The organism is Pseudomonas sp. 05N434, from assembly GCF_056396965.1.
This window is the reverse complement of sequence record NZ_JBFTMK010000104.1, coordinates 1-17,387: the sequence shown is the minus strand read 5'-3', so window position 1 is coordinate 17,387 and position 17,387 is coordinate 1. Positions and strand designations below refer to the sequence as shown.

The following is a 17,387-nucleotide window of genomic DNA, read 5'->3' as shown; positions in this document are numbered from 1 at the left end:
CGGCTCAGCTCTTCAGACGCCTCTTCTTCGTCCAGGTTGACGGCCAGAATAAGCGGCTGCGTCACATCACCCTTGGGCTTGTGTGGAGCACGAGGCGGTTGAAACAGTGCGGCATAAGCCGACAGCAGCTTGGCCAGCCAGGTTTCAGGGTTTTGCGCCAACTCGACCATCTCGGCCATTTCCGGAATAGCGATGGTTTCGAGTACTTCGCGGGTCAGCAGCATCTCTGCCCGTGGCGCATTGGCCTGAGGCAAGCGATAGAAACCGGCGATTTCATGGCACAGCCCCAACAGCGCCCCGTACAGGTGAAACAACGCCGATTCGCGACCGGCCTGAATCAGCGCCAGGGAGTTCATCGCTCGCCCCTCTTCGGCCTTGGCGAGCGCTTCCAGCGACAAGCCGGCGAAATAAATTTTCTGGTTGGTACGGGTATAGAGTTCGTGGGCCATGACGGCAGCCTCCACAACGAAATAATTGCTTCACGCAGGTCTGACAGTGTCATGGATCACCCAAGCTCACCGCAAGCCCAAAACAAAAAGGCCGCATGAAAACCCGAGGGTTGTCATGCGGCCTTTTTATGTGCAGCGGCTTTTAAGCCTTGGCTGCTGGACGCTTGTCTTCAACCGTCCACTTGCCACCATCGTAATACGCTTTCCAGCCAGTCGGCTTACCGTCGACTTCCGTCTGCACGTATTGCTCTTTGGTCTTGCGGCTGTAACGGATCACTGCTGGCAGACCGTCAGGATCTTTCTTCGGTGCTTCGCAGAGGAAGTGGTACTTCGGATCGATCTCATCCTTGTGCGGCACGATCTCGACGACCAATGGCGCACGGGTCTCGCGGTTTTTCGGGAACTGGCTGGCCGCCAGGAACAGGCCGGAAGCACCGTCACGCAGGATATAGGTGTCGTTGACCTTTTCGCATTTGAGCTCAGGCATCTTCACCGGATCCATCTTCGGCGGCGCCGCATCACCGCTTTTCAGCAGCTTGCGGGTGTTCTTGCAGGTTGCGTTGGTGCAACCGAAGAACTTGCCGAAACGGCCGGTCTTGAGCTGCATCTCGCTGCCGCACTTGTCGCATTCCAGGCTCGGACCTTCGTAGCCCTTGATGCGGTAAGCGCCCTCTTCGATCTCGTAGCCTGCGCAATCCGGGTTGTTACCGCAGATGTGCAGCTTGCGCTTCTCGTCGAGCAGGTAAGCGTCCATCGCCGTGCTGCAGATCGGGCAACGGTGCTTGCCGCGCAGAACCAGCGACTCCGACTCGCCCTCGTCGTCCGCAGCGATTTCGTCGCCCGGCACCAGGTTGACGGTGGCCTTGCAGCGCTCTTTTGGCGGCAGGCTGTAGCCCGAGCAACCGAGGAACACGCCGGTCGATGCAGTACGAATCTGCATCGGACGACCGCACACCACACATGGAATATCAGTCATTACCGGCTGGTTGGCGCGCATGCCGCCTTCGGCGCTTTCGGCCACTTCGAGTTTCTTCTTGAAGTCGCCGTAGAACTCGTCGAGCACGTTTTTCCAGTCGCGCTCGCCCTGGGCCACGTCATCGAGATTCTCTTCCATGCCGGCGGTGAAGCCGTAGTCCATGAGATTGGAGAAGCTCTCGGCCAGACGCTCGGTGACGATGTCGCCCATCTTTTCCGAATAGAAACGACGGTTGTGCAGCGCCACGTAGCCGCGGTCCTGGATGGTCGAAATGATCGCCGCGTAGGTCGAAGGACGACCGATGCCGCGTTTTTCCATTTCCTTTACCAGGCTCGCTTCCGAGTAACGCGCCGGCGGCTTGGTGAAGTGCTGGGTCGGATCAAGCTTGATCAGCTTCATCGCATCGCCCTGGGCCATGTCCGGCAGCACATCGTCATCACCAGGCTTGGTGATTTGCGGCATGACGCGGGTGTAACCGTCGAACTTCAGGATGCGGCCCTTGGCGCGCAACTCGAAGTCACCGGCACCGACGGTGACCGTGGTCGACAGGTATTGGGCCGGCAGCATCTGGCAGGCGAGGAACTGGCGCCAGATCAGCTCGTAAAGCCGCTCGGCATCACGCTCCATGCCCGACAGCTTGCTTGGCTCGGTATTGGCGTCGGACGGACGAATCGCTTCGTGAGCCTCTTGTGCGCCTTCCTTGCTGCTGTAGACGTTCGGGGTTTCCGGCAGGTACTTCTTGCCGAATTCGCCTTCAATATAAGTACGCGCCATCGTCACGGCATCGGCCGAGAGGTTGGTGGAGTCGGTACGCATATAAGTGATGTAGCCGGCTTCGTACAGACGCTGGGCCATCATCATGGTTTTCTTCACACCGAAGCCCAGGCGGTTGCTCGCGGCCTGCTGCAGGGTGGAGGTGATGAACGGTGCCGACGGCTTGCTGCTGGTCGGTTTGTCTTCGCGCTTGACGATGCTGTAGCTGGAAGCCTTGAGCTTCTCCAGCGCGGCCATGGCCTGGGCTTCGTTGAGCGGCTTGAAGGCTTCGCCTTTCTCGCGAGCCACGTCGAAGCGCACAGTCGCGCCCTTGGCGGTGCCGAGGTCAGCGTGAACTTCCCAGTACTCTTCCGGGTTGAACGCGCGGATTTCGCGCTCACGCTCAACCACCAGCTTCACGGCAACCGATTGCACGCGACCGGCGGACAGGCCACGAGCAACCTTGGCCCACAGCAGCGGCGAAACCATGTAACCCACCACGCGGTCGAGGAAGCGACGCGCCTGCTGAGCGTTTACGCGATCGATGTCCAGCTCGCCCGGCTGGGAGAAAGCTTCCTGGATCGCTTTTTTGGTGATTTCGTTGAACACCACGCGCTTGTAGCGGCTGTCGTCACCACCGATGGCTTCGCGCAGGTGCCAGGCAATGGCTTCCCCCTCGCGATCCAAGTCGGTTGCGAGATAGATGGTGTCAGCATCTTTGGCGAGCCGGCGCAGCTCTTCGATAACCTTTTCCTTGCCCGGGAGGATCTCGTACTTGGCTTTCCAGCCATGATCGGGATCGACACCCATGCGCGAGACCAGCTGCTTGCGCGCTTTCTCTTTCGGCGTGAGCACCGGACCTTCGCCTGCGGCGGCCTTGCCACGCTTGGCGGCAGGCTCTTTGCTGGCGCTAGCCGAACCGCTGGTGGGCAGGTCTCGGATATGGCCGATACTCGACTTCACCACGTATTGGTTACCCAGATACTTGTTGATGGTCTTGGCCTTAGCCGGGGATTCCACAATGACCAGCGATTTGCCCATGGATCAGAAAATTCCTGAATTCTAGAAGTGAAAGGCGGTTGGCGCCTGACGCGGCACCGCTATATATAGTGGCTACAAGGTGAGGTCAAGCGCAGGGTTCTGCGCGCACTCCCCTTATGGCTGCGGAAAAATGCTCGGTTCGGCTTGCACCAAAGCAAAGCGTGGCACCTGTTCGCCGTCAACCTCGACCGACTCCAGGAACATGCTCAAGGGACGTACCCAAAAGCCGTAATCGCCATACAGGGCTTGGTAGAAGACTACTTCTTCTTCGGTCTCCGAATGCCGCGCAACACTGAATACGCGGTACTGCGGACCTTTGTAATGTTGGTAGAGCCCAGGTTGTATCGGCATGCTTTGGCCCTCACTCAAATTTTTTCAAAATAAAAACAAAAATAAATCCGGAAAAACAAAAACCGGGGCACTTGGCCCCGGCTTCCATCGACGAAACGCTTAAACGCGTTCGAAGACGGTGGAGATACCTTGGCCGAGACCAATGCACATGGTAGCCACCCCGAAGGTGCCGCCATTCTGCTTCATCACGTTCAGCAAGGTGCCCGAAATACGTGCACCGGAGCAACCGAACGGGTGACCCAGGGCGATCGCGCCGCCGTGCAGGTTAACCTTCTCGTTCATCTTGTCGAGCACTTTCAAATCTTTCAGCACTGGCAGGGCCTGTGCAGCGAAAGCTTCGTTGAGCTCGAAGAAGTCGATATCGTTGATGCCAAGGCCCGCGCGCTTCAATGCTTTCTGCGTTGCCGGTACTGGACCATAGCCCATGATCGCCGGGTCCACACCTGCCACTGCCATCGAGCGAATCACCGCCAGCGGCTGGATGCCCAGGTCCTGGGCACGCTGTGCCGACATCACGATCATGCACGAAGCACCGTCAGTGATCTGCGACGAAGTACCAGCGGTCACGGTGCCGCCCTTCGGATTAAACGCTGGTTTCAGAGCCGCCAGGCTTTCCAGGGTGGTTTCCGGACGAATGGTTTCGTCGTAGTCAAACAGTTTCAGGAAACCGTTCTCGTCGTAGCCCTGCATCGGGATGATTTCGTCCTTGAACTTGCCTTCCACGGTCGCCTTGTGGGCGAGTTGGTGGGAGCGCACGCCAAAGGCGTCCTGCTGTTCGCGAGTAATGCCATGCATTTTGCCGAGCATTTCTGCGGTCAGGCCCATCATGCCCGAGGCTTTCGCCGCGTACAGGGACATGTGCGGGTTCGGATCGACACCGTGCATCATGCTCACATGACCCATATGCTCGACGCCGCCAACGACGAACACGTCACCRTTRCCGGTCATGATCGCTTGCGCGGCAGTGTGCAGCGCACTCATCGACGAGCCACACAGACGGCTGACGGTCTGGCCGGCCGAGGTGTGTGGAATCTGAGTCATCAGGGACGCCATGCGGGCGATGTTCCAGCCCTGCTCCAGGGTCTGGTTAACGCAGCCCCAGATCACGTCTTCGACTTCGCTCGGGTCGACCTTGACGTTGCGTTCCAGCAATTTGCTGATCAGGTGTGCCGACATGTCTTCGGCGCGGGTGTTGCGGTGCATGCCGCCCTTGGAGCGGCCCATCGGCGTCATCATCCAGTTGATGATGTCTTCGTCAGTGACTTCGAGCTGTTGGAAAACGATCGGCTTGAGCACTTCCAGCACCGACGGATCGGCGACTTTCTTCTGCTTGCCGCGCTTGTCGGTCTCGTAGGCGTAGAAACCCTTGCCATTTTTCTGGCCCAGGCGCTTGGCTTCATAGAGCACGTCGACGGCCGAACGGCGATCGTCCTTCATGCGATCCGGGAAGCCTTCAGCCATGACGTCACGACCATGGTGGCCGGTGTCGATGCCGACCACGTCCATCAGGTATGCCGGGCCCATTGGCCAGCCGAACTTCTCCATGACCTTGTCGATGCGGACGAAGTCCACGCCGGCGCTGACCAGCTTGGCGAAACCGCCGAAGTACGGGAACAGCACACGGTTGACCAGGAAGCCCGGGCAGTCGTTGACGACGATCGGGTTCTTGCCCATTTTCTTGGCGTAGGCAACGGTGGTGGCAACGGCCACTTCGCTGGACTTCTCGCCACGGATCACTTCAACCAGCGGCATCATGTGCACCGGGTTGAAGAAGTGCATGCCGACGAAGTTTTCCGGACGCTTGAGGGCTTTGGCCAGCAAGGTGATGGAAATGGTCGAGGTGTTGGACGCCAGAATGGTGTCCTCTTTGACCTTGTCTTCGACTTCGGCCAGAACGGCTTGCTTGACCTTCGGGTTCTCGACCACGGCTTCGACCACCAGGTCGACGTGACCGAAATCGCCGTAGGACAGGGTCGGACGAATGCCGTTGAGCACTTCGGCCATCTTCGCCGGGGTCATGCGACCTTTATCAACGCGGCCAACCAGCAGCTTGGCGGCTTCGGCCAGACCTTGCTCGATACCGTGCTCGTTGATGTCCTTCATCAGGATCGGCGTGCCTTTGGAGGCCGACTGATAAGCGATACCGCCACCCATGATGCCGGCGCCCAATACGGCGGCCTGCTTCACTTCCTTGGCGATTTCGTCGTAGGCCTTGGCCTTTTTCTTCAGCTCCTGATCGTTCAGGAACAGACCGATCAAGCTCTGTGCGGCAGATGTCTTGGCCAGTTTGACGAAACCGGCGGCTTCGACTTCCAGGGCCTTGTCACGACCGAAGTTCGCGGCTTTCTGGATGGTCTTGATCGCTTCGACCGGCGCCGGGTAGTTCGGGCCCGCTTGGCCGGCCACGAAACCTTTGGCGGTTTCGAACGACATCATTTGTTCGATGGCGTTGAGCTTGAGCTTTTCGAGCTTCGGCTGACGCTTGGCCTTGTAGTCAAACGTACCGGAGATGGCGCCTTTGATCAGGTTCAGCGCCGCTTCGTGCAACTTCTGCGAGTCGACCACCGCGTCGACGGCACCGACTTTCAGTGCGTCTTCAGCGCGGTTTTCCTTACCGGCGGCAATCCATTCGATGGCGTTGTCGGCACCGATGATACGCGGCAGGCGCACGGTACCGCCGAAGCCTGGGTAGATGCCCAGCTTGACTTCCGGCAGACCGATTTTGGCGGTGCTGGCCATGACGCGGAAATCCGCCGCCAGGCACATTTCCAGACCGCCACCCAGTGCGATGCCATTGATCGCGGCAACAGTCGGGACGTTGAGGTCTTCGAAATCGCTGAAAATCTTGTTGGCTTCGAGGTTGCCAGCAACAAGCTCGGCATCCGGCAGCTTGAAGTTGTCGACGAATTCGGTGATGTCGGCGCCGACGATGAATACGTCCTTGCCACTGCTGACGATCACACCCTTGATCGAAGCATCTGCCTTGATGGTGTCTACAGCCTGACGCAGCTCGTTCAGGGTAAGACGGTTGAACTTGTTGACGGACTCACCCTTGAGGTCGAACTTCAGTTCGACGATGCCACTTTCAAGAGCCTTAACCGTGATGGCTTTACCTTCGTAAATCATCAACTGATCTCCACGATATGGAAGCTGAACAGTACACGTCGGACGCAGGCGGCTGRCTCGGCAGGGACGTTTATCGTCAATGCTAACGCCAACTCACCCGGCACACCCGCCAACGCGATAGTCGGGATTCTGTAGGAGCAGTCTGTAATACAAACGCTCAATTCATACGCCCGTTTGATTTGGGTGTGTCACCTTCACGGAATTTCCGGCAATTGTCAATCGCCCAAAATACTGGTTGAAACGCGACTTTCCGGTCACTTCCGTACCACGAAGCCCTGCAACATGCGGATGCATGTGAGGCCATTCATAGAATCAATAGTTAGAAAAGTCGCCCTAATTCGCGGCAACCTGTGTTTAACAGGCTACGCTGGCGGGATCCTGAAGAAAAAATTGAACGCTTTTGACGAATGCCAAGCGTAAGATCTGTGCCACAAAGAATTACCGGCCTGCCTGGCCAACCCCAGCCCGATGATGATGTCGGGCTTTTTATTGCCTTCCGTAACAGATCGGGGTTCAGGCGAGTGCCTTGAGCGTAGCGTCGATCTGTTGCAGAACCTCGGCTTCGCCCTTCTCGCCCCAATACAGGGCAATCATTTGCTTGTCTGCCTCGACCTTGTAGACGTTGGCAGGCAGTTTTTCGAAATGATTCAGGAGCACTCCATCCTCGCAGACTTCCTGCCACTGATTGACCCACACACCCGGCGCCTTCTGCCAATAGCTCCAGCACGCTGGCTGAGTGCCACGGCGCGGTCGGTGGTACTGGGCGCAAGGGCTTGGCGGCTCCTGGCTCAGCCAGTGCGGCCACTCCTGGGGCGCCAATTGCATGGCAAGGCCGATGCGCCGCGCCTCCATGCGCAGGGCCATGCGACCGCTCTGGACACGAGACGGTCGCAACCAGGCCAGCGGGCTCAGCACCACCAGCAGGATTGACACCACTATCCAGACCGTCATATCTGTACTCCCGATTCTTGMTGGGCCCATTGGGTCAYGTTGAAACCAATGCGCTTGAAACCAGCCATACTTACCAATATTGCAATCCTCAGGAGGAGCACCTCATGCCCTACCACCATATTCTGGTCGCTGTAGATCTAACCGAAGAGTGCGATCCTGTAATCCACCGCGCCCGCGAACTTTCGGTGAGCAATGGCGCAAAGCTGTCCCTGGTGCATATCGTCGAGCCGATGGCCATGGCCTTTGGCGGCGACGTGCCGATGGACCTTTCCCAGTTGCAACAGCAACAGTTCGATCAGGCCAAGGAGCGCCTTGAGCGATTGATCCTGAAATACCCGGAGCTCTCCAAGGAATACAGCCACTTGACCTACGGCCAGCCGCGACAGGAGATTCACCATCTCGCCAAGGAGCAAACGTGCGACCTGATCGTGGTGGGCAGTCATGGCCGGCATGGCCTGGCACTGTTGCTCGGCTCCACTGCCAATGACGTGCTGCACGGCGCGCCTTGCGATGTACTTGCCGTGCGCCTGCAAAAAAGCTGACAACAAGCAACAATAAACCCCTTACGAAAAGCCCGGCATTCACACGAGTGAAGCCGGGCTTTTTTATAGCCGGATCAATCAGGCATCCAGTTCGGCCCAGCGCTCGACCATCACGTCGAGTTCAGCCTGTAACTGCTCAAGCTGAGCGATCACTGCAGCCGTCTCGGCAGGAGGACGCTGATAGAAGCCGGCGTCCGCCATCTGCGCTTCAACCACCGCGATCTGCTGCTCCATGGCTTCGATCTGGCCAGGCAAGGCTTCCAGCTCACGCTGCAACTTGTAGCTGAGTTTCTTTTTCGCCACCGGCGCTGGCGTTTCCACTGCAGCAACTGGCGCAGGTTCGGCCGTCACGACAGCCGAGTTCAGGTCGGCCTTGCCGGACTTGCTCTCGGTCACACCCAGCAGGCGCGGCGAGCCGCCCTGACGCAGCCAGTCCTGATAACCACCGACGTATTCGCGAACCTTGCCTTCACCTTCGAAGACCAGGGTGCTGGTGACCACGTTGTCGAGGAATGCCCGGTCGTGGCTGACCATCAGCACAGTGCCGTTGAAGGTCAGCAAGACCTCTTCCAGCAGTTCGAGGGTTTCCACGTCGAGGTCGTTGGTCGGTTCGTCGAGCACCAGCAGGTTCGCCGGTTTGCTGAACAGTTTGGCCAGCAGCAGACGCGCACGCTCACCACCGGACAACGCCTTGACCGGCGTGCGGGCACGCTGCGGGCTGAACAGGAAGTCGCCAAGGTAGCTCAGCACGTGACGGCTCTGGCCATCGATATCGATGAAGTCGCGACCTTCAGCGACGTTGTCGATCACGGTCTTTTCCAGGTCCAACTGATGGCGCAACTGGTCGAAATAGGCCACGTCGATGCGCGTCCCCTCTTCCACTGTGCCGCTGGTCGGTTGCAGACCGTTGAGCATCAGCTTCAACAGCGTGGTCTTGCCGGTACCGTTGGCGCCGAGCAGACCGATGCGGTCGCCGCGCTGCAGGACCATCGAGAAATCCTTGATCAGGAACGGGCCGCCCGGGTGAGCGAAACTCACGTTCTCGAGCACCATCACCTGCTTGCCGGACTTGTCGGCGGTATCGAGCTGAATGTTGGCCTTGCCGGTACGCTCACGACGCTCGCTACGCTCGACGCGCAGGGCTTTCAGTGCACGGACACGGCCTTCGTTACGGGTGCGACGCGCCTTGATGCCCTGGCGGATCCAGACTTCTTCCTGGGCCAGTTTTTTATCGAACAGCGCGTTGGCGGTTTCTTCAGCGGCCAGTGTGGCCTCTTTGTGCACGAGGAAGCTGGCGTAATCGCCGTTCCAGTCGATCAAGCCGCCGCGATCCAGTTCCAGGATACGGGTTGCAAGGTTCTGCAGGAATGAACGGTCGTGCGTGATGAACAGTACGGCGCCCTGGAAATCCTTCAGCGCTTCTTCAAGCCAGGCGATGGCACCGATGTCCAGGTGGTTGGTCGGTTCGTCGAGCAGCAGCAGGTCCGGTTCGGAAACCAGCGCCTGAGCCAACAGGACGCGACGACGCCAGCCGCCGGACAATTCGGCGAGGGTCTTGTCGGCAGGCAACTGCAGACGGCTCAAGGTGCTGTCGACCAGTTGCTGCAAGCGCCAGCCATCTCGGGCTTCGAGGTCGTGCTGGACGTGCATCAGCTTGTCCAGATCGGCGTCAGTGACGATGTTCTGGCTCAGATGGTGATATTCGGCAAGCAACGCACCAACGCCGTCGAGGCCTTCGGCGACCACGTCGAACACGGTCCGCTCGTCGGCTACCGGCAATTCTTGCGGCAATTCACCAATCTTGAGGCCAGGTGCGCGCCAAACGGAGCCATCGTCGGGCTTCTGGTCGCCCTTGACGAGCTTCATCATGCTGGACTTGCCAGTGCCGTTGCGGCCGATGATGCACACCCGCTCACCACGGGCGATCTGCCAGGACACCTTGTCCAACAACGGCATAGCGCCGAAAGCAAGGGACACATCGCTGAATTTGAGCAGGGTCATGAGCTTCTCCAAAAACCGGGCGCGCATTCTACCTGACTTGAGGCTACAGAAGGCCGGCAATTTCAATGTCGAAGCACTCTGCACAACAATTGTTGCGAACTTATGCTGGCATGTCGGCAAAGCTTTCACCCGCTGCTGGCAAAAGGCTAAGCTACATATAATTAGGTGCCGGTCTTACCAGCACTTGTCATGATTTTTCTGCCCGGATGTCTCATGCGCAGTCGCCTTTTCAGTCTTTTTTCGTGTTTGCTTCTTACAGCCGCTGCCGTTCAATCCGCCCAGGCGGTAGACCTGTCTACCCAACGCCAGTATTACGACGAAGCCAAGCGTGCCTTGGCCAAGGGCGATTCCGGCCCCTATTTCCGTTATAGCCAGGCGCTCAGCGATTATCCGCTGACCCCCTACCTGGCTTATGACGAACTGACCGCGCGGCTGAAAACCGCAAACAATGCCGAAATCGAGAACTTCCTCGCCGAACATGGTGACCTGCCTCAAGCCAACTGGATGAAATTGCGCTGGTTGCGCTGGCTGGCCGAACGCGGCGATTGGGAAACGTTCGTCAAATATTATGACCCCAAGCTCAATTTCACCGAACTGGACTGCCTGAACGCGCAGTATCAGATCAGCCATAACCGTAAGACCGAAGGTTACGCCAACGCCGACAAACTCTGGCTGAGCGGCAAAACCCGCCCCGAGGCATGCGATGCAGTGTTCGGCATGTGGGCCGCCGATGGTCAACTGACTGAACAGAAACGCTGGGAACGCACCAAGCTCGCCGCCCAGGCCGGCAACTACCCGCTGGCCAACAGCCTGATCAATGGCCTGACGACCCTCGCCCCGCGCGGTCGCCTGCTGGTGGATGTGGCGCAGAAACCCGAACTGCTGAATCAGCCGTCGCGCTTTACCCCGGCCGATGAGCCGATGTCCGACATCGTCAGCCTTGGCCTGCGCCGCCTGGCCCGTCAGGATCCGGACAGGGCCATGGCCCTGCTCGACGGCTACGCCAGCAGCATGCACTTCTCCCGGGACGAAAAAGTCGCGATCGCCCGGGAAATCGGGCTGACCCTCGCTCGACGTTTCGACAGTCGCGCGCTGGACGTGATGACCAAATACGACCCGGAGCTGCGGGACAACACCGTTTCGGAATGGCGCTTGCGCCTGCTGTTGCGTCTGGCCCGTTGGGACGACGCCTATCAGTTGACCCGCCGCCTGCCTCAGGACCTGGCCACCACCAACCGCTGGCGTTATTGGCAGGCTCGCACCCTGGAGTTGGCGCAGCCACAGAATCCGCAAGCGCAAACGCTTTACAAGGGCCTGGCTCGCGAACGCGACTTCTACGGCTTCCTGGCGGCCGATCGCTCGCAGTCTCCCTATTCGCTGATCAACAAACCGCTGATGCTCAGCCAGGCGCTGATCAACAAGGTACGCAATACCCCCGGTGTGCGCCGCGCGCTGGAGTTCCATGCACGCGGGCAGATCGTCGACGGCCGACGCGAGTGGTACCACGTCAGCCGGCACTTCAGCCGTGATGAAATGGTTGCCCAGGCGAAACTGGCTTACGACCTGAAGTGGTATTTCCCGGCGATCCGCACCATCAGTCAGGCGCAGTACTGGGACGACCTGGACATCCGCTTCCCGATGGCTCACCGCGATACCCTGGTGCGTGAAGCCAAGGTCCGTGGCCTGCACTCGAGCTGGGTGTTCGCGATCACTCGTCAGGAAAGCGCCTTCATGGACGACGCCCGTTCCGGCGTTGGCGCCAGCGGCCTGATGCAACTGATGCCCGGCACCGCCAAGGAAACCGCGCGCAAGTTCAGCATTCCCCTGGCCTCGCCGCAGCAAGTGCTCGATCCGGACAAGAATATCCAGCTCGGCGCCGCTTATCTGAGCCAGGTCCATAGCCAGTTCAACGGCAACCGCGTGCTCGCCTCCGCTGCCTACAACGCCGGCCCCGGCCGCGTGCGTCAATGGCTGCGCGGCGCCGACCACCTGAGCTTCGATGTGTGGGTGGAAAGCATCCCGTTCGACGAAACCCGCCAGTACGTGCAGAACGTGCTGTCGTATTCGGTGATCTACGGCCAGAAGCTCAATTCACCGCAGCCGCTGGTGGATTGGCATGAACGTTACTTTGACGATCAATGAGCCTGCTTTGAAACGCTGACAAAAATGCCCGCATCGATTGATGCGGGCTTTTTTTATGGTGCTCGACTTGGTCGGTTACTTATTCGGTTACTTGGTCGGTTGGGGCATGGAGCCCATCACTAAACTGCAACGCAGCCAATCGCGCATACAACGCATTGCTCGCAATCAACTCCTGATGCGTCCCCACCGCCACCAGTTTCCCTTGGTCCATCACCGCGATTCGGTCAGCGTTTTTCACTGTCGCCAGTCGATGGGCGATGACCAGTGTGGTGCGGTTTTTCATCAGGCTGGGCAGGGCTTGCTGGATCAGGTGCTCGCTCTGGGCGTCGAGGGCGCTGGTGGCTTCGTCGAGCAACAGGATCGGCGCGTCCACCAGCAGCGCCCGGGCGATCGCCAGGCGTTGGCGTTGACCGCCGGACAAACCGAGACCCGCGTCGCCGAGGTGGGTCTGGTAGCCGTTGGGCATTTGCTCGATGAAGTCGTGGGCGTAGGCAATTTTGGCGGCTTCCTGGACTTGGGCCAAAGTCGCCGTCGGGTGGCCGTAGCGAATGTTCTCTTCGATGCTGCCGAAGAACAGCGCCGGGGTTTGCGAGACGAGGGCGAAGCAGCGACGCAGGTCCAGAGGGTCGAGTTGGGTCAGCGGCACACCGTCCAGCAGGATGCGTCCTTCAGCGGGGTCGTAAAAGCGCAACAGCAGGTCATACACCGTCGATTTGCCGGCACCTGACGGCCCGACCAGAGCGAGGGTTTCGCCGGCATTGATCGTCAGACTCAAACCATCGACGGCATAGCTCTCAGGACGCGACGGGTAGGAAAAGCGCACATCTTGCAGCACCAGATCGCCCTTCACCCGTTCAGGCAGGGTCACCAGCCCATGGGTCGGTGGCTGGATGATGTTTTCCGAACGCAACAGCTCGGCAATCCGCTCCGCAGCCCCTGCTGCTCGCTGCAGTTCGCCGATCACTTCACTCAATGTGCCGAAGGCGCCACCGACGATCAGGCTGTAAAAGACGAACGCTGCCAACTCACCCGCGGAAATCCGCCCGGCAATGACGTCCATTCCGCCGACCCAGAGCATCACCCCGACCGCGCCCAACACCAGCAGGATCACCAGGGTGATCAACCAGGCTCGCTGGAAAATGCGTTTGCGGGCGGTATTGAAAGCCTCTTCCACGGTCGCGGCAAAACGCTGCTCGTCCTGCACCTGATGGTTGTAGGCCTGCACGGTTTTGATCTGACTCAGGGTTTCGGACACATAACTGCCGATATCGGCAACCCGATCCTGGCTCTGGCGCGACAGGGTGCGTACCCGGCGGCCAAAAATCAGGATCGGCGCGACCACCAACGGCAATGCGACCACTACGATGCTGGTCAGCTTGGGGTTGGTGATAAACAACAAGACAATCCCGCCGATCACCATCAGCCCGTTGCGCAGGAACAGCGATAGCGAAGAGCCGATCACCGATTGCAGCAGCGTGGTGTCGGCAGTCAGTCGTGACTGGATCTCGGAGCTGCGGTTGTCTTCATAAAAACCCGGATGCAGATAGACCAGGTGGTTGAACACCCGACGGCGAATGTCCGCGACAACGCGCTCGCCAATCCACGACACCAGGTAAAAGCGCACAAAGGTGCCGATCGCCAGACCGATCACCAGCAACATGAACAGGCCGATGGATTGATTGAGCAAATGCGTCGACTGGGTCATGAAACCCTGATCCACCAATAGGCGAATCCCCTGCCCCATGGACAAGGTGATGCCGGCAGTGACAATCAACGCCAGCAAGGCGCCGAAGGCCGGCCAGCGATAAGGCGTGATGAAACGGCTGGCCAGGCGAATGGCGCGGCGGTGACGGGCAGAAAGCATGAAGATCATCCGAAGGCGTAACCCATGGTTTGACCCGATCAAGCCTACACTGCTCAATCGGATTGAACGCTGTAAATCACAATGAGTCGGGTTAATTATGACCGCCTAGACTAGTGGCTAGAGAATATTGGTCTAAAGTCCGGGTGGAAACATCAGGGTATTTCTGATGGACTGAAGAGGCCGACCTGAAAGATCGCAGGGAATTGTCACAGCCCGGTCACCTGGCGGTTTTACAGTAAGCGCACAACCTGATGAGGAGACAGGCCATGTCCTTGCAAAACAGCAGCGATGACAAGATTCAAGTGATCCGCACACAGCCAGACCAGTCTCTGGGTTGCTCGATTATCGATGAGGATGGGCGTGAAGTACCGATCACTGAAAGCATGATCCAGGACGCTTGTCGCGAACTGGAAAAGCGATTGGTCAAGCCTGCCGAACAAAAGTGATATAGCCACCGTCTTCTTGACCCGGCCCTGTTGGCCGGGTTTTTTATGGGTGCCTGTTTTGTGTGGCTTTTGTAGGGATCCGGTCAGTTTGCTAGGCCGAGGTTGCGCCTAAGGCCGCCACGATCTGCTGCAACGCCGGCGAATCCCCTTCAATTCGCACTTTCAACCCATCGATCTCACGCCGCAGCGGGTAATGCTTGCGCAGCCCATCGAACGCCGCACGCTGTTCACTCACATTGCCTACGAGGCTGCGACGGAAATCCGCGTCATCACGGCGCGGGTCGTACACGCCACGGCACAACATCGCCAGCGCCCAGGCCGGATCGGTATCAGTATTCAACGTAACAGCCGACAGCCATGGCGCTGGCAGCAAATCGTTCAGGCTGACCTGTTCCGGTTGCCCAAGAAATTTGCAAAACGCCTGATAGATCTGCGCCGTCCCGCGCTGTTTGCCGTCGAGGCTGTAGCCGGCAATGTGCGGCGTCGCGATGACACACAACTCCGCCAGCGCTACATCGACTTCAGGCTCAGCCTCCCAGACATCCAGCACCGCTTGCAGATCTTCACGTTGCAACAGCACCTGACGCAGGGCGGCGTTGTCGATCACCGGGCCACGACTTGCGTTGATCAGCCAGGTGCCGGGTTTGAGTTGGTTCAAACGGTTTTTATCGAACAGATGCCAGGTTGCCTGAGGGCCTTGCTTGTCCAGCGGCGTATGCAGGCTGATGACATCGCATTGCTCGATGATCTGCTCGAGACTGACGTAATCGCCCCCTTCAGCGGCTTGCCGTGGCGGATCGCAAACCAGCACATTCCAGCCCAGGCCTTGCAGAACCTTGACCAGCCGCCCGCCCACCTCGCCGGCGCCGACCACGCCGTAAGTGCGCTGAGCCAGGTCGACCCTGCTGCGCAGCCCAGCGGGAGCAAGCTCCCTCGCCACAGGGAGTGGGGGATGCCTGTAAAACCGATTACAAATCCGCAACACAGGATTTTTCCTGACCATTGCGTCAAGGCGTAGAATGCGCCGCCTCGCGCATCAAAATCCTTTGGACGTTTCGCCTTGAATTCCGTGACTGACCCCACCGCCGCTATTTCCCTCAACCGCCCGGCCCGGGTTCGCCTGGAGCTGAAAAACCTGCTCGGCCTGGCGTTGCCGATCATGATCGCGCAACTGGCGACCACCGCCATGGGCTTCGTCGATGCGGTGATGGCGGGACGGGTCGGGCCTCGCGATCTTGCGGCCGTCGCGCTGGGCAACTCGATCTGGGTGCCGGTGTTTCTGTTGATGACCGGTACGCTGCTGGCCACCACCCCGAAAGTCGCTCAGCGCTTCGGTGCCGGCACTCACAGCGAGATTGGCCCGATCGTGCGTCAGGCCTTGTGGTTGGCGCTGGTGGTGGGTTTGATGGCGACCGGCCTACTGTTCAGCGCCGAACCGATCCTGCATTTCATGAAGGTCGATCCCGAGCTGATCGGCCCGTGCATGCAGTACCTGCACGGCATCGCCAGCGGCCTGCCCGCCGTCGCGTTCTATCACGTATTGCGCTGTTTCAGTGATGGCCTGGGTCGCACGCGTCCGGCCATGGTCCTTGGTTTGTGCGGGCTCGCGCTGAATATTCCGCTCAATTACATTTTCATCTATGGCCACTTTGGTGTGCCGGCGATGGGCGGTGTCGGCTGCGGCTGGGCCACGGCAATCGTGATGTGGGTGATGGCGCTGGGGATGGCCGGCTGGGAACGGTGGGCGCCGGCCTATCAGTCGAGCCAGTTGTTCAGCCGACTCGACTGGCCCCAGTGGGCGGTGATCAAACGCTTGCTGGGCATCGGCCTGCCGATCGGCATCGCCGTTTTCGCCGAGTCGAGCATCTTTGCGGTGATCGCCCTGCTGATCGGCAGCCTCGGCGCCACTGTGGTCGCCGGGCACCAGATCGCCCTGAATTTCAGCTCACTGGTGTTCATGATCCCCTACTCCCTGGGCATGGCCGTGACCGTGCGGGTCGGCCAGGCACTGGGCCGCGAAGAACCACGCGAAGCACGCTTCGCCGCCGGAGTCGGCATGGGCACGGCACTGGCTTATGCGTGTATTTCCGCAAGCATGATGCTGTTGCTGCGTGAACCCATCGCCGCGATCTACACCGCCGACCCGACGGTGATTCACGTGGCCGCGATGCTGATTGTGTACTCGGCGCTGTTCCAGTTTTCCGATGCGATCCAGGTGACGGCGGCCGGTGCACTGCGCGGCTATCAAGACACGCGAGTGACGATGATCCTGACGCTGTTCGCTTATTGGGGCATCGGTTTGCCGGTGGGTTACGCCTTGGGCCTGACCGATTGGTTCGGCGCGCCGAGCGGCCCGAGCGGGCTGTGGCAGGGTTTGATCGTCGGTTTGAGTTGCGCGGCGCTGATGCTGTCGATCCGCCTGGCGCGCAGCGCACGCAAGCGGATCCGCACCAGCCGTTCGGCCGGTTAAGCGAGCGCAAAAAAAGGGCCTGCACATGCAGGCCTTTTTTGTGCCCGTTAAGCGAGCTTCTTGCGGATCCAGTACAGGTAGGTGCCTGCCTCTTCGTGCTGCGCCACCAACTCGTGGTCGAGGAACACGCAGAACTTGGGAATGTCGCGACGGGTCGACGGGTCAGTGGCGATCACCTTCAGCAGGCCGCCAGGCACCAGGTCACGGATGTGCTGGTGCAGCATCATCACCGGTTCCGGGCAATTGAGGCCGGTGGCATCGAGGGTGCCGTCAAC

The 17,387-nt window shown here is 59.4% G+C and carries 12 protein-coding genes and 1 pseudogene; 4 read left to right on the top strand and 9 right to left on the bottom strand.

The window, feature by feature from the left end:
- The 5 genes from AC1DLB_RS09500 to AC1DLB_RS09480 all read right to left on the bottom strand — a co-directional run.
- On the bottom strand, window positions 1–449 hold a 449-nt coding region (locus AC1DLB_RS09500), incomplete at its 3' end, for a DUF6586 family protein (protein WP_477784918.1).
- Window positions 450–591: 142 nt separating this feature from the next.
- Entirely contained in the window at window positions 592–3,219 is a 2,628-nt protein-coding gene (gene topA / locus AC1DLB_RS09495; RefSeq protein WP_018925317.1) for a type I DNA topoisomerase, read from the bottom strand.
- A 114-nt stretch (window positions 3,220–3,333) separates the two neighbouring features.
- Window positions 3,334–3,570, bottom strand: coding sequence for a DUF1653 domain-containing protein (locus AC1DLB_RS09490; RefSeq protein ID WP_007933188.1), 237 nt, complete (start codon window positions 3,568–3,570; stop codon window positions 3,334–3,336).
- Window positions 3,571–3,669: 99 nt separating this feature from the next.
- Window positions 3,670–6,696, bottom strand: a complete 3,027-nt coding sequence (gene fadB / locus AC1DLB_RS09485; protein ID WP_477784917.1) for a fatty acid oxidation complex subunit alpha FadB — start codon at window positions 6,694–6,696, stop codon at window positions 3,670–3,672.
- A gap of 513 nt (window positions 6,697–7,209) precedes the next feature.
- On the bottom strand, window positions 7,210–7,647 hold the full coding sequence (locus AC1DLB_RS09480; RefSeq protein WP_007933194.1) for a hypothetical protein: 438 nt from the start codon (window positions 7,645–7,647) through the stop codon (window positions 7,210–7,212).
- Between the two features lie 104 nt (window positions 7,648–7,751).
- Between AC1DLB_RS09480 and AC1DLB_RS09475 the strand changes: the two genes are divergently transcribed.
- A complete protein-coding gene (locus AC1DLB_RS09475; RefSeq protein ID WP_007933196.1) occupies window positions 7,752–8,189 on the top strand; it encodes a universal stress protein in 438 nt (145 codons plus the stop codon).
- Window positions 8,190–8,267: 78 nt separating this feature from the next.
- Here the strand turns inward: AC1DLB_RS09475 and AC1DLB_RS09470 are convergent, their stop codons facing one another.
- The gene (locus tag AC1DLB_RS09470) at window positions 8,268–10,190 is read right to left on the bottom strand and encodes an ATP-binding cassette domain-containing protein (RefSeq protein WP_018925314.1); all 1,923 of its coding nucleotides are present in this window, start codon (window positions 10,188–10,190) and stop codon (window positions 8,268–8,270) included.
- 213 nt (window positions 10,191–10,403) lie between these two features.
- Here AC1DLB_RS09470 and AC1DLB_RS09465 point away from each other — a divergent pair, with 213 nt between their 5' ends.
- Window positions 10,404–12,332, top strand: coding sequence for a transglycosylase SLT domain-containing protein (locus AC1DLB_RS09465; protein WP_018925313.1), 1,929 nt, complete (start codon window positions 10,404–10,406; stop codon window positions 12,330–12,332).
- 79 nt (window positions 12,333–12,411) lie between these two features.
- On the opposite strand, the gene AC1DLB_RS09460 is transcribed toward AC1DLB_RS09465, so the two are convergent.
- The gene (locus AC1DLB_RS09460; RefSeq protein ID WP_086945156.1) at window positions 12,412–14,196 is read right to left on the bottom strand and encodes an ABC transporter transmembrane domain-containing protein; all 1,785 of its coding nucleotides are present in this window, start codon (window positions 14,194–14,196) and stop codon (window positions 12,412–12,414) included.
- A gap of 266 nt (window positions 14,197–14,462) precedes the next feature.
- Between AC1DLB_RS09460 and AC1DLB_RS09455 the strand changes: the two genes are divergently transcribed.
- The gene (locus AC1DLB_RS09455; protein WP_018925311.1) at window positions 14,463–14,642 is read left to right on the top strand and encodes a PA1571 family protein; all 180 of its coding nucleotides are present in this window, start codon (window positions 14,463–14,465) and stop codon (window positions 14,640–14,642) included.
- Between the two features lie 91 nt (window positions 14,643–14,733).
- Here AC1DLB_RS09455 and AC1DLB_RS09450 read toward each other — a convergent pair.
- Window positions 14,734–15,540: pseudogene (locus AC1DLB_RS09450) on the bottom strand (DUF3410 domain-containing protein); the annotation flags it as partial.
- A gap of 162 nt (window positions 15,541–15,702) precedes the next feature.
- On the opposite strand from AC1DLB_RS09450, the gene AC1DLB_RS09445 reads away from it, so the two are divergent.
- Complete coding sequence (locus AC1DLB_RS09445) at window positions 15,703–17,112, top strand: MATE family efflux transporter (protein ID WP_477743778.1); 1,410 nt, start codon at window positions 15,703–15,705, stop codon at window positions 17,110–17,112.
- 47 nt (window positions 17,113–17,159) lie between these two features.
- Here AC1DLB_RS09445 and tusA read toward each other — a convergent pair.
- Window positions 17,160–17,387 (bottom strand): sulfurtransferase TusA (gene tusA, locus AC1DLB_RS09440; RefSeq protein ID WP_477784916.1); only part of this gene is annotated, 228 nt, incomplete at its 5' end.

Excerpts from the sequence above, each read along its gene's own strand:
- topA (WP_018925317.1), bottom strand. The coding sequence starts at position 3,219 with ATGGGCAAATCGCTGGTCATTGTGGAATCCCCGGCTAAGGCCAAGACC.
- AC1DLB_RS09490 (WP_007933188.1), bottom strand. The coding sequence starts at position 3,570 with ATGCCGATACAACCTGGGCTCTACCAACATTACAAAGGTCCGCAGTAC.
- AC1DLB_RS09475 (WP_007933196.1), top strand. The coding sequence starts at position 7,752 with ATGCCCTACCACCATATTCTGGTCGCTGTAGATCTAACCGAAGAGTGC.
- AC1DLB_RS09470 (WP_018925314.1), bottom strand. The coding sequence starts at position 10,190 with ATGACCCTGCTCAAATTCAGCGATGTGTCCCTTGCTTTCGGCGCTATG.
- AC1DLB_RS09480 (WP_007933194.1), bottom strand. The coding sequence starts at position 7,647 with ATGACGGTCTGGATAGTGGTGTCAATCCTGCTGGTGGTGCTGAGCCCG.
- AC1DLB_RS09460 (WP_086945156.1), bottom strand. The coding sequence starts at position 14,196 with ATGCTTTCTGCCCGTCACCGCCGCGCCATTCGCCTGGCCAGCCGTTTC.
- AC1DLB_RS09455 (WP_018925311.1), top strand. The coding sequence starts at position 14,463 with ATGTCCTTGCAAAACAGCAGCGATGACAAGATTCAAGTGATCCGCACA.
- AC1DLB_RS09465 (WP_018925313.1), top strand. The coding sequence starts at position 10,404 with ATGCGCAGTCGCCTTTTCAGTCTTTTTTCGTGTTTGCTTCTTACAGCC.